Here is a 25,741-nt window from a genome sequence, read left to right on the forward strand (position 1 = left end):
GCTCGTGCGAGCGAGCGTTAAGGCCCGCAGGCAACAGCAAAAACAACCAGCAGGAAAGGCGCCCTCACGCCATGAATACCCAGGAAATGACCGCCAAGATCGCCAAAGGCGACGGCTTTATCGCAGCGCTCGACCAGTCGGGCGGCTCCACCCCCAAGGCGCTGCGCGGCTATGGCGTGGAAGACAGCGAATGGTCGGGTGACGAGGAAATGTTCTCCCGTATCCACGACATGCGTTCGCGCGTAATCACCTCGCCGTGCTTTTCCAGCGGCAAGGTGATCGGGGCAATCCTGTTCGAAAAGACCATGGACGGCGAAGTCGACGGAAAGCCCACTGCCGATGCGCTGAAGGCGCGCGGCATCGTCCCCTTCATCAAGGTCGATCAGGGCCTGATGGACGAAGCCAACGGCGTCCAGATGATGAAGCCCTTGGACAAGCTTCCCGCGCTGCTCGAAAAGTCGGTCGCGAAGGGCATGTTCGGGACCAAGATGCGCTCGGTCATCAAGGCGGCTGACGCCGAAGGCATCGCCGCTATCGTCGCGCAGCAATTCTCGGTAGGCAACCAGATTGCTGAAGCTGGCCTGATGCCGATGCTCGAGCCGGAATATGACATCAACGCCGACGACCGCGCCGAGGGCGAGGACATTCTACTAGCCGAAATCCAGAAGGGTCTCGATGCTCTTCCCGAAGGGCGTCAGGTCATGCTCAAGCTGTCGATCCCCAAGCGCCCGGGCCACTACACGACGTTGATTGAGCATCCCAAGGTGCTGCGCGTGGTCGCTCTGTCGGGCGGTTACTCGACGGATGATGCGTGCGACCAACTCGCCAAGAACCCCGGAATGATTGCGAGCTTCAGCCGCGGTCTCCTTCAGGACCTTCGCAAAGACCAGTCAGACGACGAGTTCAATTCCGCACTCAGCGGTGCGATCGACAAGATCCAGAAAGCCAGCGTGCTGGTCTGATTTGAGGTCAGGGCCGGGGCAGAGGCGCCGGCCCAGCCTGCCTGTCGTCGCGGCGCGGCACGGGTATGAACTCAATGTCGAGCGCATATTCGCTGAGCGGAAGCGCGCCACGTTCGCGCGGCCGCGTGCCTGTGTCGCGCAACACGAGGAACCCACCGGGGGCCTCGACCTGCTGTCCGAGCCTGAGCACAATCTCGTAAGGAATGCCGCGATCGCGCACGATTACGGACACGAGCATGTCGTTGGTGCGATAACAGAAACGTGCGTCGGCGCAGCGCTGGTCGCGGACTATGCCAAATGGTGTGAGCTCGATGGGGCCGACCTGTGCGCGTTCGAAAAAGGCGACGTCATCGACGCGAGAGACCTGCGCCTGAACCGGCACGGCGCTGACCGCGAGGATCGTGAGCGCAACAATCGGTAACCGGGCAAGGGCCGTTTTTAACCGCATAATGAGTGGTCTCCTTTAACCTTTCGATTACCACGATTCTGCTTTGGAGACGGATGGCAAAATCGGCCTGTGCCGCACATGGACAGTTAGGCGGATTGGCGCGGGCTCGTTAGGTCGCTATCAGGCGCGCCATGACTGATCCGACCACGCAGCTTTACCTCATTTCACCCTCGCAGGTTGATGGCGATTTCCCCGACAGGCTTGAGCGCGCTCTGGATGCGGGCGAGGGGCTGGTGACCGCGTTCCAATTTCGGGTGAAAGGCGTTGATCAGCACGAAGCGGCTCGGCTCGCGGAACCCTTGATGGCGATCTGCGCGCGCCACGAAGTCGCTTTCATCGTCAACGATTCGGTCCCGCTGGCAAAACGACTGAAGGCCGATGGCGTTCATCTGGGACAGGACGACGGCGACCCGAAAGAGGCGCGCGAAGTGCTGGGCCGCGATGCACAGATCGGGGTGACATGCCACGCGTCGAAGCATCTCGCTATGGAAGCCGGCGAGGCGGGGGCAGACTATGTCGCATTTGGCGCGTTCTTCGAGAGCATGACCAAGGACAAGGGCGACGCCGAGCGCCCTACGCCCGACACCATCGAATGGTGGGTCAAGCTGTTCGAAATTCCGGTCGTCGCCATTGGCGGCATCACGCCTGAAAATTGCGCGCCGCTGGTCAGAGCAGGCGCGGATTTTCTCGCCGTTTCTGGCGGGGTTTGGAACGGCGACGAGGCCGCAGCCGTCAAAGCCTTCGCCGAGGCGATCGAAAAAGCTTAGCGCCGATCCTGAAGCCGTGTGCACAGGAGCTTGCTGCGCTCTCCTGCATCAGTGAGCTTGCGCAGCTGATTGTCACCGACCCTCAGGAAACGCTCGCCCTTCTTCGGGCCGCGCGTGAAGGTCAGATTGGTTCCGCGCATGATATAGGTGCCGTCGCCATCGGAGCTGAAATAGCGAGAAGCGGTCGAGATGCGGAAGTTTTCGTCCGAGACCTCGACAAACGCCTGGCCGCCTGCATCGCCAGGCATCGCACACTGGTAATCGCCAAGCGGCATGGTGCGCAGCATTCCGCCCGAAGGCAGCGGCGCGGCCTCGGTCGCCGGCGGCGCGTTGTCCTGACGGCCGGTCGCAGGCACAGACGCGGCGACGATCACCGCCGTCGCAGTCAGGATGAGAACGTGAGAGGTTTTCATGGTTTCGAGGGATCCCTTTAAGCGCAAGCTTTACCATCGGGACGCGCGCTTTACCACGCGATTAACCATAGCAATCCTCGCATAGGCCGCCATCAGCAGTGGCGCGCTTGCCGAGTCTGGCGCAAGCGGCTATTGGCGCGCTTTGATTTCCGGCAGCGCCTGCCCATATGCGCTCGCGCCTCCCACCTACAAAAGAGTTATTCCCATGAAGATCAGCGGCGTCGACATTCGCCCCGGCAACATCCTCGAATATGAAGGCGGCATCTGGAAGGTCGCGAAGATCCAGCACACCCAGCCCGGCAAGGGCGGCGCCTACATGCAGGTCGAAATGAAGAACCTGCAGGATGGCCGCAAGACCAACGTGCGCTTCCGCAGCGCCGACACAGTCGAAAAGGTGCGGCTCGACACGGCTGAATACCAGTTCCTCTACGAAGACGGCGACATGTTGGTCTTCATGGACACCAACACCTACGAGCAGATCAACCTGCCGAACGACCTTCTCGGCGATGCGCGCCCATTCCTTCAGGATGGGATGCAGGTGCAGCTTGAGCTTTGGGAAGAAAAGCCGATCAGCGTGCAACTACCGCAGCAGATCGAAGCGGAAATCGTCGAAGCCGACGCAGTGGTGAAGGGCCAGACGGCATCTTCCAGCTACAAGCCTGCCGTGCTCGACAATGGCGTTCGCATCATGGTCCCGCCGCATATCGAAAGCGGCACTCGCATCGTCGTCGACGTTTACGAGCAGACCTATGTCGGGAAGGCCGGCTAACTTCTCATGAGCATGTTTTCAGGTCTTATCCGCGTCATGGAACGCGCCGCGCGCAAGGCGGGCGGGCGTCTGCGCCGCGATTTCGGCGAAGTCGAACACCTGCAGGTCAGCCGCAAGGGCCCTGCCGACTTCGTATCCAAAGCCGACATGCGCGCCGAGCGCACGCTATATGACGAGCTGCTCAATGCACGCCCGGGTTGGGGCTTCGTTCTGGAAGAGGCAGGCATCATCGAAGGCGATGAAGGCAAGCCGCGCTGGATCATCGATCCCTTGGACGGCACGTCGAACTTCCTCCACGGCGTCCCGCATTTTGCAATCAGCATCGCGGTGCAGGAACCAAGGCTGGACGGCAAAGGCTGGGGAGAAGTGACCGCTGGCGTTGTCTATGACGTCATTCAGGACGCGACCTACTGGGCGGAGAAGACGCGCGGTGCATGGCTTCAGGATGCGCGTCTGCGCGTTTCCTCGCGCCGCAGTCTTTCGGACGCTCTGGTCGCGACCGGCATCCCGTTCCAGGGGCATGGCGACTTTGCCGAATGGAGCCGCATCTTCGGCGCGATCGGTCCCGAAGTTGCCGGTATCCGCCGCTTTGGCGCAGCCTCGCTCGATCTGGCATTCCTTGCGCAAGGTCGCTTTGACGGGTTCTGGGAAAGCGGGCTCAACGACTGGGACACCGCTGCCGGATGCCTTCTGGTGCGTGAAGCAGGCGGCTTCGTCAGCGACTTCCGCGGGCGTTCCGAAGCGATCCATTCGAAGCAGATCCTCGCTGCGAACGACACGCTTCACTCCAAGCTGCACAAGATCCTCGCGGGAAGCTTGCGATAAAGGCGCTGCGCGGCTAACAGCCCGCATTCCGCGAACGCGCGGGTGCCCCTGTGGTGGAATTGGTAGACGCGAGCGACTCAAAATCGCTTTCCTTCGGGAGTGCCCGTTCGAGTCGGGCCAGGGGCACCATTTTTCGTTGCGCTACCGCTTCGCTGCTTGAGCGGGTAGCTTGTTGCGCTACCGCCTTGCTGCTTGAGCGCGGGATTGGTCTTGGGAGTTGACCCGCATGGAAACCCCATTCGAAACAGGACCGGCGCGCTATCAGCCTCCTGCCAATTATCCCTATGCGCGCGATCCCAAGCTACGCTTTGACCAGCGACGGCTTGCACGTGTTGTCGGCTTCATTGCCTTTGCCATGCCGGTCGTGCTGGGTTTCGGCGGATATGCGCTTGGGCGGTTCAGAGTGGCGCTGTCCGAATATTACTACGAGGTGATCCTGCTGGGCGACTTCTTCGTTGGCTGTCTCGTTGCAATCGGCGCTTTGCTGATGGCCTATCGCGGGTGGACGCCCAAAGTCGCGCAATTGGCAACGCTGGCGGGAATTGCGGCTTTGCTGGTCGCCTTTGTTCCGATGAATGGCTGGATCATGGGCTGCGAAGAATTGGCCGACGATGGCACCTGCGCGGTGCAGGCGGTGCGGTATCCCGTTATCGGATATTGGGTTCATGCCGGCGCTGCCGGCCTGCTATTCGCGATCCTCTCCTTCTTCTGCCTGTTTGTCTTCACCAAGATCCCGGTCGACGATGCGAGCGGCCAGAAAATCATGAGCCCGGCAAAGATGCGCAGAAATGCGATCTACGTCACGTCGGGCATCCTCATCGCTCTGGGCGCGATCAGCATTGCCGTTGCAGGCTTGCTTGGCGTGCCGTGGTGGTTCGACAACAATATGACATTTTGGGCGGAGGCGATGATCCTTGGAGCCTTCGGCGCGTCCTGGTTGGTTCAGGGCCGCGCGCTCGCACCGTTCAACGATCCGCGTGATCGCGAGGATGCCAAACTCGCCAAACAGGTCAATGGTCAGCAACTTAGCCTGTTCGGTTTCGGGCTGTCCGACAAATGATAGCAGGTCCGCCAGTCATCAAAACACTTGCAAACTTGCGCGCTTATTGAGAAGTCAGCGGCAACGACGCCATGCTGGAAGCACCATCCTATCACGCCATGGCGGCAATGGCCGTCACCATCCTGATGTTTATCGGCTTCGTACGCGGTCGCATGAGCATCGAGATCGTCTCATTGCTCACCATCGCGGTCATCGCGGTTGGCCTCTATTTCTTCCCCATTGGTGATGCGCGCCCGATTGATGGCCTCGCGCTCGCATTCGGAGGCTTCGGGCATTACGCGCTGATCACCATCTGCGCGCTCATGATCATGGGCAGGGGGCTGGTCGTAACCGGCGCTCTCGAACCCGCCGCGCGCGTTTTGGAGCGGGTGTTCAAGTTCAATCTGCAACTCGGCCTCTTGGTCTCGCTCATCATTGCGCTGGTCCTGTCGATGTTCGTCAACAACACGCCGGTTCTGGTGTTGATGATCCCGATCTTTGCAGCTTTGGCCAGCAGGGGCGCTTTGCCGACTTCGAAGACGCTCATGCCCTTGAACGCAGCCTCGCTTATCGGCGGGCTCGCGACGACTATCGGCACCTCGACCAATATCCTCGTCGTCTCGATCGCGATGGACCTTGGCATGCGCGAGATCGGGGTGTTCGACTTTACCCCGATCGTGCTCGTCGCCTGCCTCGTGGCTCTGCCTTACATGTGGCTGGTCATGCCGCGCCTGCTCAAGGATAACACCGCACAGGCGCAGGCCGGTGCCCGCATGTTCCACACCCGCCTTCGAGTCGGCAGTCAGTCGATGCTCGCGGGCGTCGAGCTTTCCGAGGTGCGCGACAAGCTGCCTGCAGGGATCACCTTCCACAATCCGCCGGTCGGCCCGATGCAGCCGCAGCAGCGCATCCACATTTCCGGCACCCACGAAGCTCTCGAAGACGCCACGCGCGAACTGAAAGGCGAACTGGCGCCGAGCTGGGTGCTCGACCGGATCAAGCGCACATCGTCTGCCAAGGGCGAGGACGTGATGGTCGTCGAGATGACTGTCACCGCGGATTCGCGCCTCATCAGCCGCACGCTGCCTTCATCGGGCATCGCCGACCTCTATTCGGTCGCGGTCCTCGGCATCCACCGTCCTGAGCGGCTGCTTGGCGAGAAAGAGCAATATTCCGACGGCGGCGACCTTCGCATCGTCGAAGGCGACGTCCTGCTGGTGATGGGGATTGAGGAAGACCTGCAATCCTTTGCCCGCGCGGACAGCCTCCTGATGCTCGAAGGCGCACGTGAACTGCCGCGCCGGTCAAAGGCGTTGCTCTCGGCCGCGATCATGGGCTTCTCGGTCACCACTGCCGCCGTCGGGATCTTCCCGATTGCGATCTCTGCGCTGGCTGGCGCGATCCTGATGTTCGTGACCGGCTGCGTGAAGTTTGACCGGGTGGGAAGGGCGCTGTCCGGCCAAGTGATCGTGCTGGTCGCGGCGAGTATCACTATCGGGCGCTTTATCGACGAAAGCGGCGCTGCGGCGTGGTTGGGAGAGGCCTTGTCGCTCGGCCTTGCATATCTGCCGCCCGCGCTCGTTCTCGCAGCGATCATGGCCTTCGTGACGGTGCTAACCAACTTTGCTTCGAATGCGACCGCAGCGACCGTGGGCACTCCCATCGCATTCAGCATCGCTGCGCAGCTCGGCCTGCCGCCTGAGCCGCTGGTGCTTGCCGTGCTGTTCGGATGCAACCTGTGTTACGCGACGCCGATCGCATACCAGACGAACATGCTGATCATGGCTGAGGGCAAGTACGAGTTCGGCGATTATATCCGTACCGGTGTGCCGCTGGTGATGATCATGGTGACGACTTTGTCGATCTTGCTGGTGCTCAGTTACGGATTGTAAGCGGCTGGGCCGCGTGGACCGCTTTCCTACCGGGAGGGAATGTGGCAGCGTCAAAGCATGCTGATCGCACGCGTTTCGAGGGGTGTTCCTAAGAGGATTTTCGGACCGAGAGGCGAGGGACAGTTTTTACCGCCAGGACCGTGTAACATGCGGTCCACTTCTCAACCAAGTGCCTCAAAAGGCTTGGCTTGTAGGAAATGGCTCAAACGAGGGGAAAGACCGACATGATGAAGCACCTGATGGCAGGCGCAGCAATGGCAATGGCGCTTTCAATGAGCGCCACTCCGGCACTTGCCGAGGCTCATGCAGAAGCAGGCGCAGATGAGCTTCGCGCAGCTGTGATGGAAGACATGCCGGGCCTGTTTGAGCTCTACAAGGACTTGCATGCTAATCCTGAGCTCAGCTTTCAGGAGTTCGAAACCGCAGCCAAGTTGGCAGAGCGGGCAAGGGCGCTCGGCTTTGAAGTGACTGAGGGTGTTGGCCAGACCGGCGTCGTTGCTGTGATGGAGAACGGCCCTGGCCCCGTGGTGATGCTGCGCGCCGACATGGACGGCCTTCCGGTTATCGAACAGACCGGCCTGCCATACGCCTCGAAACGCACGGCGGTTCCGGCAACGGGCGTTGAGACAGGCGTCATGCACGCCTGCGGTCACGATACGCACATGGCCGCGTGGGTCGGCGCGGCGCAGCTGCTGGCCGAGCGTAAGGATGACTGGTCGGGCACGCTGGTCATGATCCTCCAGCCAGCCGAGGAAACGGGCGAGGGCGCTCTCGCCATGCTGCAAGACGGCCTCTACGAACGCTTCCCCAAACCCGACTACGTGCTCGCCTTCCACGATGCCGCTCAGGCGCCTGCGGGCTTCATCGGCTATTCGAAGGGCTACGCGCTAGCCAATGTCGACAGCGTCGATGTCGTGATCCCCGGTATCGGAGGCCATGGTGCCTATCCACACACGACGGTCGACCCGGTGGTGATCGGCGCGAATGTGGTGACGCGCCTGCAAACGCTGGTCAGCCGCGAGATCAGCCCGCTCGACCCGGCGGTGGTGACAGTTGGCAGCTTCCGCGCTGGCTCCAAGCACAACATCATCAGCGACGAAGCGCGCCTGCAAATCACCGTGCGCAGCTACACCGACGAAGTGCGCGCTGCATTGCTCGAAGGGATTGAGCGAATCGCTCGCGGCGAGGCGATGGCCGCGGGCATGCCCGAAGACAAGCTGCCGAGCGTGACGGTGCAGGATCCGTATACGCCATCGACCTACAACACGCCCGAATTCACCGAGAACGTGATGGCGGGCCTGAAAGAGCGGTTTGGCGACCGCGTGCGCGAGACGCCGAGTGTCATGGGCGGGGAGGACTTCGGCCAGTTCTACCGCGCTGATCCCGAAACGGTGGAATCGCTGATCTTCTGGGTCGGCGGTGTGCCGATGGAGCAATACCTCGCCTCAGAACGCGGCGAGGTCGAGTTGCCGAGCCTTCACTCGCCCTTCTGGGCGCCTGACGCCGAAGTGGTAATCGCCACCGCGACGGAAGCGCTGACGGCAGCGACGCTGGACCTGATGCCGAGGAGCGGCGGCTAGCACCCGCTCCCAAACCATTACGGCCACCAAGCGGGACGAATCCCTCTCGGTGGCCGTGTTCTCCTCCCCAGGAGAATTGGTGAAGGTGTTAGGTCGGCCCGGCGCGCTGTGGCGCAAGGGGCCAAAAGCGCTTTCCTACTCGGCGTTGGGTACGTAGGTCCCAAGACGGTGGTGCAGCGCGTTGATCTTGGCGAGCTCGTCACGGTCCTCGGTGCCGCGAGCGTGGCTTTCAAGCGCGCGACGAAGAAGCTTCATGTCGGCGGTCGAAAGCAGCGCACGAGCGCGTGAGGGTTCTTTGCTCGGGGTATCGGTATCGCTCATCTAGTCTCTCTCGCTTGCCCGGTTTGATCCGGGTGATGGTGATACAGCTAATGAAGGTTGTGTTCGGTTCCCGCAAGGCCAGTGTTTGCCGACCTCGCGGGATCCCTCTCTTCGCCGCTGCTTATGCAGCCTCGAACTGGTTCATCGTGTTGTCCTTGCCGCCTGCCTTGAGAGCGGCTTCACCGGCGAAGTACTCCTTGTGATCATCGCCGATGTCGGAACCGGCCATGTTCTGGTGCTTCACGCAGGCGATGCCCTGGCGGATCTCTTCGCGCTGAACGTTGAGGACGTAGCCAAGCATGCCTTCCTCACCGAAGTAGCGCTTGGCAAGGTTGTCCGTGCTGAGCGCCGCGGTGTGGTAGGTCGGCAGCGTGATGAGGTGGTGGAAGATGCCCGCGCGCTTCGCAGCGTCGGCCTGGAAGGTGCGGATCTTCTCGTCGGCTTCGATCGCCAGATCGGTGCCGTCGTAGTCGATGCTCATCAGCTTGTCGCGGTCATAAGCGCTCACGTCCTTGCCGGCTTCCGCGTAGGCATCATAGACCTGCTGGCGGAAGTTCAGCGTCCAGTTGAACGAAGGCGAGTTGTTGTAGACGAGCTTGGCGTTCGGGATCACTTCGCGGACGCGATCAACCATGCCTGCGATCTGCTCGACGTGAGGCTTCTCTGTCTCAATCCAAAGCAGGTCCGCGCCGTTCTGAAGCGAAGTGATGCAGTCGAGAACGCAGCGGTCTTCGCCAGTGCCAGAGCGGAACTGGAAGAGGTTCGATGGGAGGCGCTTGGGAGCCATCAGCTTGCCGTCGCGGCTGATGAAGACCTGACCGTTGGTGATTTTGGCCGGATCGACTTCGTCGCAATCGAGGAAGCTGTTGTACTGGTCGCCAAGATCGCCAGGCTCGGTCGAGTAAGCGATCTGCTTGGTAAGGCCTGCGCCGAGCGAGTCGGTGCGCGCAACGATGACGCCATCTTCAACGCCCATCTCGAGGAAGGCATGACGGATCGCGCGGATCTTCTGAAGGAAGTCTTCATGCGGGACGGTGACCTTGCCGTCCTGGTGACCGCACTGCTTCTCATCCGAAACCTGGTTCTCGATCTGAAGCGCGCAGGCGCCTGCTTCAATCATCTTCTTGGCGAGCAGGTAGGTCGCCTCGGCGTTGCCGAAGCCCGCATCGATGTCTGCGATGATCGGAACGACGTGGGTTTCGTAGTTGTCGATCTGGTTCTCGATGTCCTTGGCCTTCACCTCGTCACCCGCGTCGCGCGCTGCGTCGAGTTCGCGGAACATCATGCCGAGCTCACGGGCATCGGCCTGCTTGAGGAACGTGTAGAGCTCTTCGATGGTCTCAGGCACGGTCGTCTTCTCGTGCATCGACTGGTCGGGAAGGGGCCCGAACTCGCTACGCAGCGCGGCGACCATCCAGCCCGAAAGGTAGAGGTAACGCTGCTTGGTAGTGCCGAAGTGCTTCTTGATCGAGATCATCTTCTGCTGCGCGATGAAACCGTGCCAGCAACCAAGCGATTGGGTGTAGTTGGCCGGATCAGCGTCATAGGCGTCCATGTCTGCGCGCATGATCTTCGCGGTGTACTTCGCGATGTCGAGACCGGTGGGGAAACGGTTCTGGATTGCCATACGGGCAGTCGCTTCGGCGTCAATTGCGCCCCAGCTGGGGCCATTTGCTTCAATAACGCTCTGCATTTGGGCGATGGTATTCTGGTAGGTCATGAGAGGTCTCCTATGTCCGAGGGGAGGAATGTGACGAGCGGAGCGATGCCATGGTGCAGTGCAGCGCGACAGGAAAAGTTACAGAATTTCGTGTCTGTATGGCACCAGATCAGGTAATTCTTGTGTAACGATGTAAAGATATTTACAGATCGCGTATGGCTGAGAGCACACTCCTTGCTGGCCCGTCGCTGCGCCGTTTGCGCAAGCGCGAAGGCCTGACCCAGGCGGCAATGGCCGCATCACTCGGTATCTCGCCGAGCTATCTGAATCTGATCGAACGAAACCAGCGACCGCTCTCTGCGCGCGTGCTGGTGCAGGTGATTGAGCGGTACGACTTTGATCCGCGCGACCTACGTGAGGATGAGGCAATTGGCGGCGTTGATGGTCTTGCTCGGCGCATGGCGGACAAGCGGTTCAATGACCTCGGGATTGATCGAGAAGAGGTGCAGGAGTTTCTCGCCGCAGCACCGCAGGCGGCTGCTGCCTTTGCAAGACTTTACGACAACTCCCATCCGGATGCGGAACGCGGTGAGGATCCGATTGGCGAAGCGCGCCGTGCAGTGGAGCGTTGGCAAAACCATTTCGCCGACCTCGATCACGCCGCGGAAGACCTCGCGGACGAGCTGCGTCTGTCGCGCGGTGACATAAGCGCTGCCCTGATTGAACGGTTGCGCGAAAAACATCGTCTCAGCGTCCGCGTCTTGCCTTCGGAGGTTGTGCCCGGCCTTGTCCATCGCCTCGATCTGCATGCGCGCCAGCTGCAGCTTTCAGAGATGCTAGGCGGTGCCGCGCGGCGTTTTCAGATAGCACGCCAGATCGCGACGCTGGAACAACGCGATGGTATCGAGACCGTGGTTGCGGGCGCCAATCTGACATCGCCGGAGGCTCGTGAGCGGTTTCGTGAGCATGTGACCGACTACGTCGCATCGGCACTTCTCATGCCTTACAGTCGTTTTCTGAGAGCCTGCGAGCAGACGGGGTACGATTTGCCGATCCTCGGGCGACGCTTCTCGGTCAGCTTCGACCAGTTGGCACAGCGATTGACGACCCTTCAACGCGTCGGTGAGCGCGGCCTTCCATTCTTCAGCGCCCGGTTTGGGCGAACCGGGCGAATGGTCCATTTCACGGCGGGCGCTAGCGGTGCAGCCTATCCGCTCGAAGGAGCACGCTGGCCTGCATGGGCGCCATATGCTGCGTTCGAGAGCCGCGGGACTATGCTGACACAAGCGGTCACGTTTGGGGAAGGCGAGGCAGTACCCCGGCATTGGTTCACAATCGTCCGAACCGTCGAAGTCGACGGCGCGGCCTGTTCAGCGCGCCGCGCTATCGTCCTTGGACTGGAAGCACGGTTTGCAAGCGAATTGGCGCAGGCCCGCGGTGTATCGCTTGACCCGCTCGACGCGGTCCCTCTTGGCGTAGGATGCCCCCGATGCGGCCGCGCCGATTGCCTGACGCCGGCACCCGCCAGACTGTCGCTTCAGAGGGGAAGCTGAGCTATGAGGCTTACACGCTGTTAACCGCTGCCACCCAAGGAAATGCGCGGCTTCCAACTGCACTGTAAAGTTTACCGACACTTAAGCCTTGGCGCTTACAGAGATCATCGCACCAAACCGTATTCAAAGGTTTCGCCACGCGATGATCCGCTTGTTCAAGCACTACATTCCCCATGCCGTGATTTTGCTCGGCTTGCTGGACTTTGCCTTGCTGGTGCTGGCTGGCGAGCTGGCGTGGCAGGTTCGCGCGTCGCAGATCGGGATGGACCTGGACCCGATCGAGTCGCGCTGGATACCGCTGCTTGGATCCGCCGCGATTGTCTGGCTCGCGATGATCTCTGTCGGGGTTTACGGGCCCTATGCCCTGCGATCGTTGAGGTTTGCAGGGGCACGATTGCTGGTTGCGATCAGCCTTGGCATCATCGCACTTGCCACCATCGACTGGATCTTGCCCGGCGAGACCTTTTGGCGTTCGACACTGCTCTACGCGATGGGCTTTACGGTTCTGGTGCTCGTTGCCGACCGTCTTCTGCTCAACAGCTTCCTAGGTTCGAGTGCGTTTCGCCGACGGGTCATGGTTCTTGGCGCGGGAGACAGGGCACAGCGGCTTCGCAAACTGTCCGAAAAGCCAGAGGCTGGCTTCGCGATTGTCTCTTACATCGCGATGGGTGAACCTGAACGCGTGGTCGAAGAAGCGATCCCGCGTGAGGCGATCCATGATCTTGGCCGCTTTGTTGAGAACCTCGGCGTGAGCGAAGTGGTTCTCGCCCTGCAAGAGCGCCGCAACTCGCTGCCTCTCAATGACCTGCTGCGCATCAAGACCAAGGGTGTGCACGTCAACGACTTCTCCAGCTTCCTGGAACGAGAGACCGGCCGGGTCGATCTTGATACGGTCAACCCGAGTTGGCTGATCTTCTCTGACGGCTTCTCAAGCGGGCGCATGTTCTCGAGCGCAGTCAAACGCGTGTTCGACATTGTGGCGAGCTTGATACTGCTCTTCCTCACTGCCCCAATCATCGTCGTGTTCGCGATCATCGTGAAGCTGGACAGCAAGGGCCCCGCCTTCTTCCGGCAGGAGCGCGTGGGTCTATTTGGACAAACATTCCACCTCATCAAGCTTCGTTCCATGCGAGTCGATGCCGAAAAAGACGGAGCAAAGTGGGCTGAGAAAAATGACAGTCGGGTCACGCGCGTGGGTCGCTTCATTCGAAAGGTTCGCATCGACGAACTGCCGCAGACATGGAGCGTGCTCAAAGGCGAGATGAGCTTTGTAGGCCCTCGACCCGAAGTACCCACCTTTGTCGATGAACTCCAGGAAGAGATCCCTTTCTTTGGCGAGCGCCACATGGTCAAGCCGGGCATAACGGGGTGGGCGCAGATCAATTACCCTTATGGCGCGTCGACTGAGGACAGCCGCAAGAAGCTCGAATATGACCTGTATTACGCCAAGAACTACACGCCTTTCCTCGATTTCGTAATCCTGTTGCAGACGGTGCGCGTGATCCTGTGGCCTGAGGGTGCACGCTAATGGAATGGCTGACCTCACTCCTGAACAGCGCGACAATGCTGTGCTATCTCGCTGGGGCATTCCTGGCGGGTGGCGCTGGCTTGTGGATTGCGCGCTCAGGGGATGAAGCGCGGCCTGATCGCAGGGCCGCCATCGCTGCCTCTACTCTCACCGCAATCTGGTGCGTTATAAGCGTCGTTTTCGGGCCGAATGCCGCTGAGGCGGAACTCGCAGCGACGGCACGCAATCTCGCATTGATCGCGGTGATCTCCCGGCTCTTTGCCGCCGACGGCCGCGATGAAAGCCTGAAGCCGATCCGCCCGGTAATCGCTTCGCTAGTTGCCGTGCAATTTCTTCAGCCGGTTCTGCTCTTCGTGAGTTCGCAAACTGCCGAATATGAGCAGATCCAATTGGTGATCTTTGAGATCGGCACGCTCCTGAACATGCTTGTGGCAGTTGGCGCTCTGGTGCTGTTGCATAACCTTTATGCAAGCGCCGCCAATGTTTCGCGCCAGATCATCCGGTGGAGCGGCATCGCGCTTGCCGGAATATTTGCCTATGATCTCAATCTCTTCACCGTAGCCTATCTCGCTGGAGAAACGCCGGCGTTCCTGATTGCTGCGCGCGGAATTGCTGCTGGCCTCTTTGCTATTGCGCTTGCGCTAGGGGCGAATGCCACCAGCGCGGGTCTGCAGTTCAGCCCATCGCGAGCGGTGACGTTCCAGACACTCTCGCTGCTTGTGATCGGCAGTTACTTGTCGATGATGATTGTCGTCACGCGAGGGCTGGCCCTGCTCGGCGGCGATATCGCCCGGGCGAGCCAGGCTTTGTTCCTTGTGCTGGCGGTAGTTGCCGCAATTCTGTGGCTTCCGTCGGAACGCATGCGCGGTTGGTTGAGGGTCACCGCTGCAAAGCATCTGTTTCAGCATCGTTATGACTACCGCGAAGAATGGCTGCGCTTCACGCAGACGATCAGCCAAAAGTCGAGCGGCAATTCCAGCTTCCACCAGCGTGCGGTGAAAGCGATCGCAGACATCACCGACAGTCCGGCGGGACTTTTGCTCGTTCCCGATGAGGAAGCACGCCTCGAACTCTCTGCTCGTTGGAACTGGGCAACGCTCGAAGTCCCCGCACAAGCCACCGATTTCGCGCTTGCTGGCTTGTTGGAGCAGCACAATCATATCCTAGATCTCGGAGAGGCTCGAGCGGGGATCGACCACGTCGGTGAGCTTGAACATGTCCCCCAATGGTTGATCGAAGCCGAAGATGCATGGGCGGTCGTACCGCTCATTCACTTCGACAGGCTGGTGGGCGCCATCGTGCTCGCGCGACCACGGATCGAACGTCGTCTAGACTGGGAAGACTTCGATCTGTTGCGCGTCGTAGGTCAGCAATTGGCCAGCTATCTTGCCGAGCAGGCGGGACAACAGGCTCTGATGGACGCAAGCCGGTTTGACGAATTCAATCGGCGAATGGCGTTCGTGATGCACGACATCAAGAACCTGGCGAGCCAGCTCTCACTGCTTTCCGGGAATGCCCAAAAGCACGCAGACAATCCTGCGTTTCGGGCAGACATGTTGGTGACGCTGCGCAATTCCTCGGACAAGCTTAACGCGCTTCTGGCAAGGCTGGGCCGATATGGTGGCCAGTCGGCAAATACGCTTCGACCGGTCGATTTGAGTGTCTTGGCCCGCGACCTTGAGCAGCGTTTCAAGAGCGCTCACCCGGTCCAGGTGACGCAAGCGGAAACGTTTGAAGTACTGGCGGATGCGGAAAGCCTTGAGCAGGCACTCGTGCATATTGTTCAGAATGCAGTTGATGCGAGCGGGCCGGAAGATGCGGTCCACATCAGCGTCAGCAGCGACGGTATCACCGGACAGATCGAGATCATCGATTCGGGCGAAGGAATGTCGCCTGAATTCGTGCGCACGGGCCTTTTCAAACCCTTCGTTTCATCGAAACAGGGCGGTTTTGGAATTGGCGCTCTTGAGGCCCGCGAGATGATCAAATCAATGGGTGGCCGTCTGTCAGTCGAATCCCGAGAAGGAATCGGGACGCGCTTTGCTGCCACCTTGCCCGTCGCCGAAACGGCAAGCCTGCTTTCCCGCGCGAATGCTGGGTCAATCGCACCCCAGCCCAAGAACGAAAAGGTCGCATGATGGCTGATAAGAAACCAACCCTGCTTGTCATCGAGGACGACGAAGGCCTCCAGGCGCAACTCAAATGGGCGTATGAGGACTTTGAGGTCGTCATCGCCGGTGACCGCGACAGCGCGATCGCGGCGCTGCGCAGCGAGGCCCCAGCGGTCGTGACGCTTGATCTTGGATTGCCGCCCGACCCAGACGGCACCACCGAAGGCTTCGCCGTGCTCGATGCGATAATGGAGCTCAAACCTGACACCAAGGTCATCGTCGCCAGCGGACATGGCGCACGTGAGAGCGCGCTGCGGGCAATCGAACGCGGAGCCTATGACTTCTATCAGAAGCCGGTCGATATCGACGCTCTCGGTCTCATCGTGCGCCGCGCGTTCAACCTTCATGCAATTGAGAGCGAGAACCGCCGGCTTGTAGCCAATGCCAGCGAGGACAAGACTGTCCTTGGCCGGTTGATTACGGGCGCGCCGGAGATGGTGAAGGTTGCAAGGACAATCGAGCGCGTTGCATCGACTTCGGTTTCCGTGATGCTGCTTGGTGCGAGTGGGACGGGCAAGGAGCTGCTTGCGCAAGGCTTGCACGAGACGAGCAACCGCGCGGACAAGCCCTTCGTCGCCATCAATTGCGCAGCGATCCCCGAGAACCTGTTGGAAAGCGAGCTATTCGGTCACGAAAAGGGTGCGTTCACTGGTGCAGTGAAGACAACTGAGGGCAAGATTGAAAGCGCAAACGGAGGCACGCTGTTCCTCGACGAGGTCGGTGACATTCCGCTCCCTCTTCAGGTGAAGCTGCTGCGTTTCCTGCAGGAGCGTACGATTGAGCGGATCGGTGGTCGCAAGACGATTGCGGTCGACACGCGAATTGTGTGCGCTACCCATCAGGATCTTGAGCAAATGATCCGGGACGGAACCTTCCGCGAAGACTTGTTCTACCGACTGGCCGAGATCGTAGTGCGCATTCCCGGTCTGGCAGAGCGCCACGGAGACGCAGTCCTGCTCGCCAAGGCTTTTCTAAAGAGATTTGCGACAGAGATGAACCCGGCCGTATCTGGCTTTGCACCCGATGGGCTGGCGGCAATTGATGCACATGATTGGCCGGGCAATGTGCGCGAACTGGAAAACCGCGTGAAACGGGCGGTGATCATGGCGGAAGGCAAATTGGTTGGCGCTGCCGACCTCGATTTTGACGGCGAAGATGAAGAGAGTTCTGACGTCCTCAACCTCAAGGCTGCTCGTGAACAGGCCGATCGCCGCGTGATCCGCCATGCGCTAGCACGCAGCGAGGGCAACATCTCCAGTACCGCGAAGCTGCTCGGGATCAGCCGTCCAACACTTTACGATCTACTCAAACAGTACGACCTTCATGCGTAGATTGTTCGCGATCTTAGGTGCAATCGCGCTCAGCTCCTGTTCAGGGGACAGTGAGACCGCCGCCTCGACCGCCATCTCGGGAGGTCCCGACTTTCTCGAATTGATCGACGATGCGCGAGTGTCGGTGAATGCTGGCAATCTGAGTGAAGCGGGTCAGTACTATGACGAGGCGCGCGAACTTGAGCCTGAAAATCCGGGTCTGTGGGTGGAGATCGCGCGCCTGCGTTTCCGTGGAGGCGAGCATCTGACTGCAATTGAAGCGGCGGACTATGCTCTCGAGCTTGACCCGCAGTATCCTTCAGCCCTGCTGATGCGGGCGCAATTGGTGCGCGATGCCAATGGGCTTTTGGAATCGCTGCCCTGGTTCGAGGCCGCTGCGGCTGCAGCCCCCTCAGACCCGGAGATCCTCGCCGACTACGCGGCCACGCTTGGCGATCTGGGCCGGTACGCCGACATGCTGACAGTTGTCCGGCAATTGGCTGTGGTAGCGCCCGACCATCCGCAGGTGCATTTTCTCCAAGCCGTTCTTGCGGCACGCGGAGGCGATCCGGTCTTGGCGGGCACATTGCTTAATCGAAGCGGACTTGTTCAGCGCGGAGTGGCTTCGGCCATGATGCTCAATGCCATTGTCAACTTACAGCAAGGCACTTTCGACACTGCGGCAGAAACTCTGGAAGAACTGGCAGAACGTCAGCCAGCGAATGTGCGTGTGAACGAACTGCTCGCGCGAGCGCTCTGGCTTGGTGGGCGCGATCGTGCTCTCATTGATCGGTTCGAGGCGTTGGCATCCCGCCCTTCCGCTTCACCCTATCTCGTGATGCTGGTCGGGCGCAGTCTCGAACGTATGGGTGAGCGTGAGCGTGCGATCCCGTTCATTGAAAGAGCGCTGGAGGGTCGCGCCGATGAACAAATCGTACTCCAAGGATCTGCGCGTCAAAGTGGCCAACTGCCGATTGCCACTGCCGAGCTGCGAGACTTCGTCGGTGCGGGCAACCTCGCTCCTGCACGTCGGCTGGCAAACATCCTGATAGATAGGGCCCCGCTGTCGGGAGACATTCATTCGCTTGCCGGTGACACCTACCTTGCGAGTGGTGACGCTGAGAGAGCGCTTCAACTTTATGAAGTCTCCGCTCGTGTCCGTCGGTCGTGGCCGCTAACGCGAAAAATGGTCGAGGCATTCATCGCCAATGGTGACGAGATTTCCGCCGAGGTACTGCTCGCTCGCCATATTGCAGGCGACCCGCATAACACCGAAGCAATGTTCCTCTTGGCGCAGCGAAGCGCTGGGAATGAGGATTGGTTGAGAGTGGCCGTGCTGCTCGACACAGCGATCGAGCTTGGCGCGGGCAACGATCTCGATGTCCTTGCCTTGCGCGCGGAAACTGCGCGTGCACTGGGGCAGCAAGATGATGCGGCGAAGTTCGATCAATTGCTGAGCGATCTCAAGCCAAGCGAATTTCTGACCCCATAACTCGACAATCTGCAGCCGACCGGGCACTGGCGCATCGCACATGGGCAAACGCTTTTCCATTCTCGCTGACCCGATGATTGCAGTGCTTCTCTTAGCGACTGCATTGGCGTTCATGATGCCCGCGAGTGGCGAAGGTCGGCAAAGCGCTCAATTGGTCTCCAATGTCGCAATATTCGTCCTGTTCTTGGTGAACGGAATGAGGATCGCTCGCGGCGAAATCGCACGCGGGTTCACCAATTGGCGGTTCTTCGGGCCGCTCTTTGCATTCGTTTTCGGAGCCATGCCGCTGATCGGCTTGGGGCTGTCCAATCTGGCGCTCACCGCTTTGCCGCCAATGGTCGCGATGGGCTTTCTCTATCTCGGGACGCTGCCCTCGACGATCCAGTCAGCGACCTCCTACACGAGCCTTGCTGGCGGCAATGTGGCGCTATCGGTCGTTGGGGCTGCGCTCATCAACATTGCGGGCGTATTCATAACTGCGCCGTTGTTCGCGCTGCTCGCCGGGAGTGAGGCGGCAGATATTGGAACTGAGACGATCATCCGGATTGGCCTGATACTCATCTTGCCTTTCATGATTGGACAAGCGGTGCAGGGGTGGACGATCAAGTGGCTGCAGGACCGCAAGTCGCAGGTCGCGTGGCTCGACCGTTTGGTTATCGGTATCGCGGTGTATGTCGCGTTCTCCGGCGCAGTCGAGCAGGGTCTTGCATCGCTTTTCGGTGCCACTGGCTGGGCGATCCTGATCGCGCTGGTGGTAGCTTATCTGATCGCGGCTTCAGGCTGTGCCTGGCTTACCGGCGGTATGCTCAAGATTGCGAGAGAGGATCGCATAGCGTTCCTGTTTGCGGGTGCGCAAAAGAGCGTGGCAATCGGTGCCCCGCTGGCCGCGATTCTGTTTCCTGCCGAAATAGCGGGATTCGTGATCGCGCCGCTGCTCCTCTACCACTTGCTGCAGTTGATGATTGCGGCGCCAGTCGCAACGCTGCTCTCCGACGATCAAGCCTTGGGCTGATAAGTCTGGTCTTCACTCGGGAATGAACGCTCACGCACTTCCTGGGCATAGGATGCGACGGTTTTCTCAATAACGCTCGCAATATCCTCGTACTTCTTCACAAAGCGCGGGACGCGTTCGAACATGCCGAGCATATCTTCGGTGACTAACACCTGCCCATCGCATTGTGCAGATGCGCCGATCCCTATGGTTGGACAAGCAACCGCTTGTGTGGCTTCAATCGCGATCGGTTCAACGACGCCTTCGATAACGATGGCAAAGGCACCCGCCTTGTCGAGGGCTACGGCGTCACTGACAATCTTGTCCGCTTCGGCGTCAGACCGACCGCGCGCCATGTAGCCTCCAAGCACATTTACTGCCTGCGGAGTAAGCCCGACGTGCCCCATGACAGGGATGCCGCGTGAATTGAGGAACTCGACCGTCTCGGCCATCGCTTCGCCGCCTTCGAGCTTCACCGCCGCTGCGCCCGTTTGCTTCAGTAGGAAAGCGGCGCTTTCGAATGCCTGTTCTTTCGAGGCCTCATAAGAACCGAAAGGCATGTCCACGACTACAACCGAATGATAGCTCCCGCGCACTACCGCAGCGCCGTGATTGGCCATCATTTCGAGGCTGACCGGGATGGTCGAATCCAGCCCGTAGATCACTTGCCCAAGCGAATCTCCAACCAGCAGAATGTCGCAATGTGCGTCGAGTAGCTGTGCCTGACGCGCCGTGTAGGCGGTCAGCATCACCAGCGGCTCTTCGGTGACGCCGTCCTTTTTCTTCGCACGGATGCGCGGGACAGTGAGCCGTTTCATCGGCTGAGGGGTGGGATGGGCTCGGCTGGTGCTCGTATCGAGCTGAAATGTGGTCGACATGGGCGCTCATTTAGCGCCGCATGCGACAAACGACAAACAAGGATATTGCTCTCCCCCCTTGGCGAGAGCGCAGAATCATTGCAGATAGGCGTCCACACAAGACAACGCGCTTGGGGAAGCGCGATCCAAGAGGGATTTTTCTACACATGGCAGCAGCAGGTTCAGGCCACGAGAATTGGTCTTCACGCAGCGCGTTCATTCTCGCAGCGGTCGGTTCAGCGGTGGGCCTTGGCAACATGTGGCGCTTTCCAGCAGAAGCCGGCGAGAATGGCGGCGGTGCCTTCGTGCTGTTCTACATCTTTTGCGTTCTGCTCATTGGCCTGCCGGTACTTCTGTCGGAGGTGCTGATCGGGCGTCACGGTCAGGCCAATGCGCCTGAGAGCGTGCGGCGTGTAGCGCGCGATTCAAACGCTCCCGAAGGGTGGAGCGTTCTTGCTTCGATGGGCGTATTTGCGGCGTTCCTGATCCTCAGCTTTTACTGCGTCGTAGGCGGCTGGGTGGTCTATTATATCGGCGTCTTCGCGAACGATCTGGTACAAACGGGTCTGGCTGGCGGCGCTTTCGAGGGCCGTGCTCCCGACGATATCGAAGGACTGCTTCCCGGCCTGTTCGGCAATGGCGGCTTGATGGTTGGCCTCAACCTCGGGTTCCTAGTTGTGACTATGTTCTTCGTCGCGCGTGGTGTTTCTAGCGGGATTGAGTGGGTTGCCGTTTACCTGATGCCGCTCTTTTTCCTGCTGTTCCTTGCTATCACCATCTACGGCGCCTTCACGGGCAATTTCAGTGATGCGGTAAGCTACCTGTTCACCTTCGACTTCTCGAAGCTGACCGGCGAAGTGATGCTCGCAGCTGTGGGGCAGGCATTCTTCTCGTTGTCGCTCGGCGTGGCCGGGATGATGACCTACGGCGCATATGCCAACCGCGATACAAACTTGGGTGAAACCTCGGGCATCATCGCGAGCGCCGACACTGGCGTTGCGTTGCTGGCTGGCCTTGCAATTTTCCCGATCGTGTTTGCTGCGGGTCTCTCGGCGAGCGCCGGGCCGGGCCTTATGTTCCAGTCGCTCCCGATCGCGTTTCAGGCCATGCCGTTCGGATCGCTGATTGGCCTCGCGTTCTTCGTGATGGTGTTCTTCGCTGCGCTGACCAGCTCGGTCTCGCTACTAGAAGCGCCGACCGCCTACGTTTTCGAGAAGTTCAATATCTCGCGTTCGGTTGCGACCGTCATCGTCGGTGCAGGTGCCGCGGTTCTTGGGGTGCTGTCGGCGCTCTCTTTCAACGATCTGGCAGGTTTCTATCCGCTCAGCTTCATCCCGATCTTTGCGGAAACGAACTTCTTCGACACACTTGATGGTGTGACGGCGAAATTGTTCATGCCCATCGGTGCGATCCTGACCTGCATCTTTGTTGGTTGGATTGCGGATGCGAAGCTGATCGACAGCGAGAACGGGCTGGACGGTTTGCTGCACAAGACGTGGAGAGCGCTGGTTCGCTATGTTTGTCCGATCGTGCTGACCGTGATCCTCTATGTTGGCCTCTTCGGCTAAGCTCAGAATCGAAAGGGCCGCCCAATAATGAGCGGCCCTTTTTCGTTTGGGTCGGGTTTTAGAGCGCGACTTCTTCGACGTGCTCCTTCTCGGCTTCGTCGTGGACGTTCATGCCAAGCGCCATCTTGGCAGTGTTGAGCAGGCCGAGATCGCCACTCCAGATTTCGGCGTCGCCCAGGTCCATGCGCAGAAAGACGATGTTGGGATCGTCCTTGCCACCTTCGTACCAGGCCTCGACGAAGTTGTTCCAGAACTGGTCGAAACGCTCCTGGCTTGTCTCGCGGGTCAGCGTGCCATTGAAGCGAGCGTACATGTCGTGGCCCTTGCCTTGAAAGGTTGCGGTCGCTGCGCCGAGCTTGTTGAAGTCGCTGTGCGCGTGGGTGAAGAACCAGATCGCGCTGTCGGCGTCCTTGTCGAGCTGCGGGCTCATGGGGACTGCGGTTTCGGGCTGTCCGTCCAGTTGGAGGAACAGGAATGGCGAATCCGCCAGAGCTTTCCAGAATTGGGTCTTGAGTTCGTCGGCTTTGCCTTGATTGTAACGCATTGTTGTATCTCCTTTGTCTATCCATCCAATGCGCAGGCAGGGGGCAACGTTCCATTTGAGTTGGCGGTTGCGGTCAGGCGGTTCGAAAAACCGTTGCACTGACAGGTAAATGAGAACATATTAGGAACAAATGAGACTCAGGCGAGTCTTTTACATGTTCCTATGACCAGTCCTGCTCTTCCTTCCGGGGCGAAAGCCCTGCGCGATCTGTCCGTGCCATCACGTCCTCCGGTTCGCCCGGCAGGCGGCGCAGCGTCGCACTTGTCGGCTCATACTCTGTCGGCGGAGGAAATCGCGGCGATCTCGAAGGCGAGGGAAGGGCGCTGGCAACCGGGCCTTCGCGATCAGCCGCTTCATAGCGAGATTTTCGCCAGCGCCCGTGATGCAAGTGGGGCAGGACTGGCGCTGGCTCTGGCACGCGATGCACTGGAAGCAACCGCGCAGCCTGAAGGCCCGCTCGCTGAGGCCGATGATCGCCGACACGTGTTGTGGGTTCAGGATGCGCGTGCGGTGCAAATGGGTGGGCGGCCTTACGTTCACGGCCTGCCGGAAGAGTTTCGCGAGCGCCTGATCCATGTTGAGGCTCACAAGCCCGAAGATGCGCTGTTCGCGCTGGAAGAGGGGCTCAAGTGCCGCGACCTTGCCTGCGTCATCGGTGAGATCGCGGGCAATCCGCGCGTGCTCGATTTCACCGCCTCGCGCAGGCTCAGCCTTGCTGCTGAAAAGCATGGCATCGCCTTGTGGCTGGTGCGGATCGAGGCGGAGGCGGACCTATCCTCGGCGCGGATGCGCTGGCGGGCCCGGCCTGCCGTTTCGAAGCCACCGCTCTGGAATGCAGACGCTCCCGGTGTGCCTGCCTGGCAGGCCGAGCTCTTCCGAGCGCGCGGCCATGCTCCCGGACAATGGACACTCACTTATGACAAAGGACGCCTCTCTGCCCGCAGCGCCTCGCAAGTCCCCGGCACACTCGAGCACGCCGCCCCGCCGTATCCTGGCCGTCTGGTGCGCCCGACTGTCGGTCGATCGCTGGCGGCTGTCGCTCGCGCCTGAAGGGCCTGAGGCAAAGGTCTGCATGCCTGGTGAGGGCGCGGATGCTGACCCTACCGTCCTCATCACGGAAACCGCGCACGGGCCACGCATCCACGCCGTAAACCGCGCGGGGCAAGAGGCCGGTGCGATGGCCGGGATGATGCTCGCCGATGCGCGCACGGTTTGCCCGTCGATCCAGACGGCTCCCGCTGACCCGGCGGGCGATCTTGCATGCCTCGAAAAGCTTGCCGTGTGGGCACAGCGCTGGGGTCCATGGAGCGCGCTTGACCCACCCGACGGTGTGCTGGTCGATACTACTGCCGCCGCGCACCTGTTCGGCGGTGAGACGCGCTTGCTGGCCGACGTTGAAGCCGCGTTTGCCGCGCGCGGTTATGCCGTGCGCACCAGCATTGCGCCGACCGCAGGTGCAGCATGGGCCTTGGCTCACTACGGGCCGCCACGTTCAATCCTGTCAGCAAACGACAATATGAACCGCGCGCTTGCCGAACTGCCAGTCGCAGCGCTGCGGCTCGATGACGACGTGCTCACCGTCTTGCGGCGTTTGGGTCTCAAGCGGCTTGGCGACCTTGCTGACATCACGACCGGCGCCGTGAACCGCAGCGAGGAGGCTGCGCGCGATGCTCTCCATCGCCGGTTCCGCAACCGCAAGTCGCCCAGCGCAAACCCGCTTATCCGGCTCGACCAGCTGCTTGGCCGGGTGCCCGAACCGCTGCTGCCGGTCATCCCGCAGCAAATGCCGCTTGTGCAGCGCCGCCTGATGGAACCTCTGCGCCATCGTTCGCTGCTGGACCGCGTGCTTGCAGATCTTGCCGAGGACATGACCCGCGAGCTCGAAGGGCGGGGAGAGGGGGCGAGGCGGCTCGAACTCGGCCTGTGGCGGGTTGACGGCGAAGTCATCGTGCGGCGCCTCGAACTCGCCGCCGCGACCCGCGATGCAACGCACATCACTCGTCTGTTCGAGGAAAAGCTCGACAATATCGACGCCGGTTTCGGGATAGAGACTGTCCGGCTGCGTGCCAGCTGGGCTGAACCGCTCGCTGCGGAACAGGGGGACGTCGAGGCAGCGGCAGAGCGCCATGGCACTTCGCTTGCGGCCTGTATCGACAGGTTGAGCGTGCGGCTTGGACCTGACGCAGTGCGTCGCCCGGTTCCGCATGCCAGCCATTTGCCCGAGCGAGCGCAAAGCTGGCACCCGCCGCTTGAAGGCGCATGGCCGGTTCAGACTGAGCCTGTGCGCGACAGGCCACTGAAACTGCTCGATCAGCCCGAACGAATCGCGGTCCTTTATGCGTCGCCCGACGGCTATCCGCAGCGTTTTCGCTGGCGTGGGCAGGTGCACGAAGTGATGCGGGTCGAAGGACCGGAACGTATTGCGCCGGAATGGTGGCGAGTGCGCTCTACCGTGCGGCTGCGCGATTATTACCGGATCGAAGATGCCGATGGTGCCCGCTACTGGATCTACCGGCATGGCATTGTCGGAGATGGTCGGGGCGGAATGCCCGACTGGTTTCTTCAGGGCTTGTCCGCTTGAATGTCCTAAGCGGGCCTTACCGCCAGACTAAACTTTCCTTTACGGAAATATGCGATCTGGAAACCATGAGCCTACACGCTACTCCACGCGACTCGCAGCGCCGCCCATTGCGCCTGACGGTGAAGAGCCGTGTTGAGTCGCGCCCCGTCTATGTCGAAATGATCGATATCTCCGAAGGCGGCTGCAAGGTCAGTGGCTCACGCGGGTTTGCCAATGTGGGTGATCGCATCACCATGAAAGTGTCGAACATTTACGTCCCCGTAGGCAAAGTTGCATGGATGGAGGACCGGGTGGCGGGCATCTCTTTTGAAGGAGAGGTTCACCCCGCGGTGCTCGATCATCTCTGCGCAGCACAAGTGCCGGACGTAGCCGTTGAGAAAGACGATCAGTCGCGCAGACTATAGTCTAGCCTCACATAGCTGAATTGCATCCTTTGCATTTGGCAAAATCCGCTTTGGAACATATAAAGA

23 protein-coding genes and 1 tRNA gene are annotated in these 25,741 nt (G+C 60.4%); 18 read left to right on the top strand and 6 right to left on the bottom strand.

Translation table 11 applies throughout. The features are described from left to right. Positions 1 to 71: 71 nt before the first annotated feature. A complete protein-coding gene (locus tag NAP1_RS04405) occupies positions 72 to 962 on the top strand; it encodes a fructose bisphosphate aldolase (RefSeq protein WP_007164031.1) in 891 nt (296 codons plus the stop codon). A gap of 7 nt (positions 963 to 969) precedes the next feature. On the opposite strand, the gene NAP1_RS04410 is transcribed toward NAP1_RS04405, so the two are convergent. Then, entirely contained in the window at positions 970 to 1,410 is a 441-nt protein-coding gene (locus NAP1_RS04410) for a hypothetical protein (protein ID WP_007164032.1), read from the bottom strand. Positions 1,411 to 1,541: 131 nt separating this feature from the next. On the opposite strand from NAP1_RS04410, the gene thiE reads away from it, so the two are divergent. Next, positions 1,542 to 2,177, top strand: a complete 636-nt coding sequence (gene thiE / locus NAP1_RS04415) for a thiamine phosphate synthase (protein ID WP_007164033.1) — start codon at positions 1,542 to 1,544, stop codon at positions 2,175 to 2,177. Here thiE and NAP1_RS04420 read toward each other — a convergent pair. Further along, entirely contained in the window at positions 2,174 to 2,590 is a 417-nt protein-coding gene (locus NAP1_RS04420; protein ID WP_007164034.1) for a hypothetical protein, read from the bottom strand. The genes thiE and NAP1_RS04420 overlap by 4 nt on opposite strands. 205 nt (positions 2,591 to 2,795) lie before the next feature. Here NAP1_RS04420 and efp point away from each other — a divergent pair, with 205 nt between their 5' ends. The 6 genes from efp (at position 2,796) to NAP1_RS04450 (ending at position 8,695) form a co-directional block, all read left to right on the top strand. After that, on the top strand, positions 2,796 to 3,359 hold the full coding sequence (efp, locus tag NAP1_RS04425) for an elongation factor P (protein ID WP_007164035.1): 564 nt from the start codon (positions 2,796 to 2,798) through the stop codon (positions 3,357 to 3,359). 6 nt (positions 3,360 to 3,365) lie between these two features. Further along, positions 3,366 to 4,184: an inositol monophosphatase family protein gene (locus NAP1_RS04430; RefSeq protein ID WP_007164036.1), complete on the top strand. Its 819-nt coding sequence runs from the start codon at positions 3,366 to 3,368 to the stop codon at positions 4,182 to 4,184. Between the two features lie 44 nt (positions 4,185 to 4,228). After that, a tRNA-Leu gene (locus tag NAP1_RS04435) sits at positions 4,229 to 4,313 on the top strand. A 97-nt stretch (positions 4,314 to 4,410) separates the two neighbouring features. After that, positions 4,411 to 5,244, top strand: a complete 834-nt coding sequence (locus NAP1_RS04440) for a hypothetical protein (protein WP_007164037.1) — start codon at positions 4,411 to 4,413, stop codon at positions 5,242 to 5,244. 71 nt (positions 5,245 to 5,315) lie between these two features. Beyond that, positions 5,316 to 7,115 (top strand): SLC13 family permease, encoded by a 1,800-nt coding sequence (locus NAP1_RS04445; protein ID WP_007164038.1) that lies wholly within the window; start codon positions 5,316 to 5,318, stop codon positions 7,113 to 7,115. A 197-nt stretch (positions 7,116 to 7,312) separates the two neighbouring features. After that, positions 7,313 to 8,695 carry an amidohydrolase gene (locus NAP1_RS04450; protein WP_007164039.1) on the top strand — a complete coding sequence of 461 codons (1,383 nt, stop codon included), beginning with the start codon at positions 7,313 to 7,315 and terminating at the stop codon, positions 8,693 to 8,695. 135 nt (positions 8,696 to 8,830) lie between these two features. Here NAP1_RS04450 and NAP1_RS04455 read toward each other — a convergent pair whose 3' ends face one another. Further along, complete coding sequence (locus NAP1_RS04455; protein ID WP_007164040.1) at positions 8,831 to 9,016, bottom strand: hypothetical protein; 186 nt, start codon at positions 9,014 to 9,016, stop codon at positions 8,831 to 8,833. A gap of 121 nt (positions 9,017 to 9,137) precedes the next feature. Next, the gene (locus NAP1_RS04460; protein ID WP_007164041.1) at positions 9,138 to 10,736 is read right to left on the bottom strand and encodes an isocitrate lyase; all 1,599 of its coding nucleotides are present in this window, start codon (positions 10,734 to 10,736) and stop codon (positions 9,138 to 9,140) included. A gap of 155 nt (positions 10,737 to 10,891) precedes the next feature. Between NAP1_RS04460 and NAP1_RS04465 the strand changes: the two genes are divergently transcribed. The 6 genes from NAP1_RS04465 to NAP1_RS04490 all read left to right on the top strand — a co-directional run bounded on the left by NAP1_RS04465 (position 10,892) and on the right by NAP1_RS04490 (position 19,742). After that, positions 10,892 to 12,229, top strand: coding sequence for a short-chain fatty acyl-CoA regulator family protein (locus tag NAP1_RS04465; RefSeq protein WP_007164042.1), 1,338 nt, complete (start codon positions 10,892 to 10,894; stop codon positions 12,227 to 12,229). A 142-nt stretch (positions 12,230 to 12,371) separates the two neighbouring features. Further along, entirely contained in the window at positions 12,372 to 13,757 is a 1,386-nt protein-coding gene (locus NAP1_RS04470; RefSeq protein WP_007164043.1) for a TIGR03013 family XrtA/PEP-CTERM system glycosyltransferase, read from the top strand. Continuing rightward, positions 13,757 to 15,895 (top strand): XrtA/PEP-CTERM system histidine kinase PrsK, encoded by a 2,139-nt coding sequence (prsK, locus tag NAP1_RS04475; RefSeq protein ID WP_007164044.1) that lies wholly within the window; start codon positions 13,757 to 13,759, stop codon positions 15,893 to 15,895. The genes NAP1_RS04470 and prsK overlap by 1 nt, the downstream gene beginning before the upstream one ends. Continuing rightward, a complete protein-coding gene (gene prsR / locus NAP1_RS04480; protein ID WP_040464241.1) occupies positions 15,895 to 17,259 on the top strand; it encodes a PEP-CTERM-box response regulator transcription factor in 1,365 nt (454 codons plus the stop codon). Before prsK ends, prsR begins: the two co-directional genes overlap by 1 nt. Continuing rightward, positions 17,252 to 18,730: a lipopolysaccharide assembly protein LapB gene (locus NAP1_RS15820; protein ID WP_007164046.1), complete on the top strand. Its 1,479-nt coding sequence runs from the start codon at positions 17,252 to 17,254 to the stop codon at positions 18,728 to 18,730. The genes prsR and NAP1_RS15820 overlap by 8 nt, the downstream gene beginning before the upstream one ends. A gap of 40 nt (positions 18,731 to 18,770) precedes the next feature. Next, complete coding sequence (locus tag NAP1_RS04490; RefSeq protein WP_007164047.1) at positions 18,771 to 19,742, top strand: bile acid:sodium symporter; 972 nt, start codon at positions 18,771 to 18,773, stop codon at positions 19,740 to 19,742. Here the strand turns inward: NAP1_RS04490 and panB are convergent. Continuing rightward, positions 19,727 to 20,599, bottom strand: coding sequence for a 3-methyl-2-oxobutanoate hydroxymethyltransferase (gene panB / locus NAP1_RS04495; protein ID WP_040464243.1), 873 nt, complete (start codon positions 20,597 to 20,599; stop codon positions 19,727 to 19,729). The two genes, NAP1_RS04490 and panB, sit on opposite strands and share 16 nt — an antisense overlap. A gap of 146 nt (positions 20,600 to 20,745) precedes the next feature. Here panB and NAP1_RS04500 point away from each other — a divergent pair, with 146 nt between their 5' ends. Next, positions 20,746 to 22,146: a sodium-dependent transporter gene (locus tag NAP1_RS04500; RefSeq protein ID WP_007164049.1), complete on the top strand. Its 1,401-nt coding sequence runs from the start codon at positions 20,746 to 20,748 to the stop codon at positions 22,144 to 22,146. Between the two features lie 58 nt (positions 22,147 to 22,204). Here the strand turns inward: NAP1_RS04500 and NAP1_RS04505 are convergent, their stop codons facing one another. Beyond that, complete coding sequence (locus NAP1_RS04505; protein WP_007164050.1) at positions 22,205 to 22,690, bottom strand: pyridoxamine 5'-phosphate oxidase family protein; 486 nt, start codon at positions 22,688 to 22,690, stop codon at positions 22,205 to 22,207. 261 nt (positions 22,691 to 22,951) lie between these two features. Here NAP1_RS04505 and NAP1_RS16280 point away from each other — a divergent pair, with 261 nt between their 5' ends. The 3 genes from NAP1_RS16280 to NAP1_RS04515 all read left to right on the top strand — a co-directional run bounded on the left by NAP1_RS16280 (position 22,952) and on the right by NAP1_RS04515 (position 25,675). Next, positions 22,952 to 23,740 (top strand): ImuA family protein, encoded by a 789-nt coding sequence (locus NAP1_RS16280; RefSeq protein ID WP_007164051.1) that lies wholly within the window; start codon positions 22,952 to 22,954, stop codon positions 23,738 to 23,740. A gap of 22 nt (positions 23,741 to 23,762) precedes the next feature. Then, entirely contained in the window at positions 23,763 to 25,271 is a 1,509-nt protein-coding gene (locus NAP1_RS04510; protein WP_007164052.1) for a DNA polymerase Y family protein, read from the top strand. Positions 25,272 to 25,336: 65 nt separating this feature from the next. Then, positions 25,337 to 25,675, top strand: coding sequence for a PilZ domain-containing protein (locus NAP1_RS04515; protein WP_083776254.1), 339 nt, complete (start codon positions 25,337 to 25,339; stop codon positions 25,673 to 25,675). The last annotated feature ends 66 nt before the right edge of the window (positions 25,676 to 25,741 follow it).

The organism is Erythrobacter sp. NAP1 (assembly GCF_000152865.1).
Lineage (GTDB): Bacteria > Pseudomonadota > Alphaproteobacteria > Sphingomonadales > Sphingomonadaceae > Erythrobacter.

Bases quoted from the DNA above. Each gene is read 5' to 3' on its own strand.
- NAP1_RS04405 (WP_007164031.1), top strand. From the start codon at position 72: ATGAATACCCAGGAAATGACCGCCAAGATCGCCAAAGGCGACGGCTTT.
- NAP1_RS04410 (WP_007164032.1), bottom strand. From the start codon at position 1,410: ATGCGGTTAAAAACGGCCCTTGCCCGGTTACCGATTGTTGCGCTCACG.
- thiE (WP_007164033.1), top strand. From the start codon at position 1,542: ATGACTGATCCGACCACGCAGCTTTACCTCATTTCACCCTCGCAGGTT.
- NAP1_RS04420 (WP_007164034.1), bottom strand. From the start codon at position 2,590: ATGAAAACCTCTCACGTTCTCATCCTGACTGCGACGGCGGTGATCGTC.
- efp (WP_007164035.1), top strand. From the start codon at position 2,796: ATGAAGATCAGCGGCGTCGACATTCGCCCCGGCAACATCCTCGAATAT.
- NAP1_RS04430 (WP_007164036.1), top strand. From the start codon at position 3,366: ATGAGCATGTTTTCAGGTCTTATCCGCGTCATGGAACGCGCCGCGCGC.
- NAP1_RS04440 (WP_007164037.1), top strand. From the start codon at position 4,411: ATGGAAACCCCATTCGAAACAGGACCGGCGCGCTATCAGCCTCCTGCC.
- NAP1_RS04445 (WP_007164038.1), top strand. From the start codon at position 5,316: ATGCTGGAAGCACCATCCTATCACGCCATGGCGGCAATGGCCGTCACC.
- NAP1_RS04450 (WP_007164039.1), top strand. From the start codon at position 7,313: ATGGCTCAAACGAGGGGAAAGACCGACATGATGAAGCACCTGATGGCA.
- NAP1_RS04455 (WP_007164040.1), bottom strand. From the start codon at position 9,016: ATGAGCGATACCGATACCCCGAGCAAAGAACCCTCACGCGCTCGTGCG.
- NAP1_RS04460 (WP_007164041.1), bottom strand. From the start codon at position 10,736: ATGACCTACCAGAATACCATCGCCCAAATGCAGAGCGTTATTGAAGCA.
- NAP1_RS04465 (WP_007164042.1), top strand. From the start codon at position 10,892: ATGGCTGAGAGCACACTCCTTGCTGGCCCGTCGCTGCGCCGTTTGCGC.
- NAP1_RS04470 (WP_007164043.1), top strand. From the start codon at position 12,372: ATGATCCGCTTGTTCAAGCACTACATTCCCCATGCCGTGATTTTGCTC.
- prsK (WP_007164044.1), top strand. From the start codon at position 13,757: ATGGAATGGCTGACCTCACTCCTGAACAGCGCGACAATGCTGTGCTAT.
- prsR (WP_040464241.1), top strand. From the start codon at position 15,895: ATGGCTGATAAGAAACCAACCCTGCTTGTCATCGAGGACGACGAAGGC.
- NAP1_RS15820 (WP_007164046.1), top strand. From the start codon at position 17,252: ATGCGTAGATTGTTCGCGATCTTAGGTGCAATCGCGCTCAGCTCCTGT.
- NAP1_RS04490 (WP_007164047.1), top strand. From the start codon at position 18,771: ATGGGCAAACGCTTTTCCATTCTCGCTGACCCGATGATTGCAGTGCTT.
- panB (WP_040464243.1), bottom strand. From the start codon at position 20,599: ATGTCGACCACATTTCAGCTCGATACGAGCACCAGCCGAGCCCATCCC.
- NAP1_RS04500 (WP_007164049.1), top strand. From the start codon at position 20,746: ATGGCAGCAGCAGGTTCAGGCCACGAGAATTGGTCTTCACGCAGCGCG.
- NAP1_RS04505 (WP_007164050.1), bottom strand. From the start codon at position 22,690: ATGCGTTACAATCAAGGCAAAGCCGACGAACTCAAGACCCAATTCTGG.
- NAP1_RS04510 (WP_007164052.1), top strand. From the start codon at position 23,763: ATGCCTGGTGAGGGCGCGGATGCTGACCCTACCGTCCTCATCACGGAA.
- NAP1_RS04515 (WP_083776254.1), top strand. From the start codon at position 25,337: ATGAGCCTACACGCTACTCCACGCGACTCGCAGCGCCGCCCATTGCGC.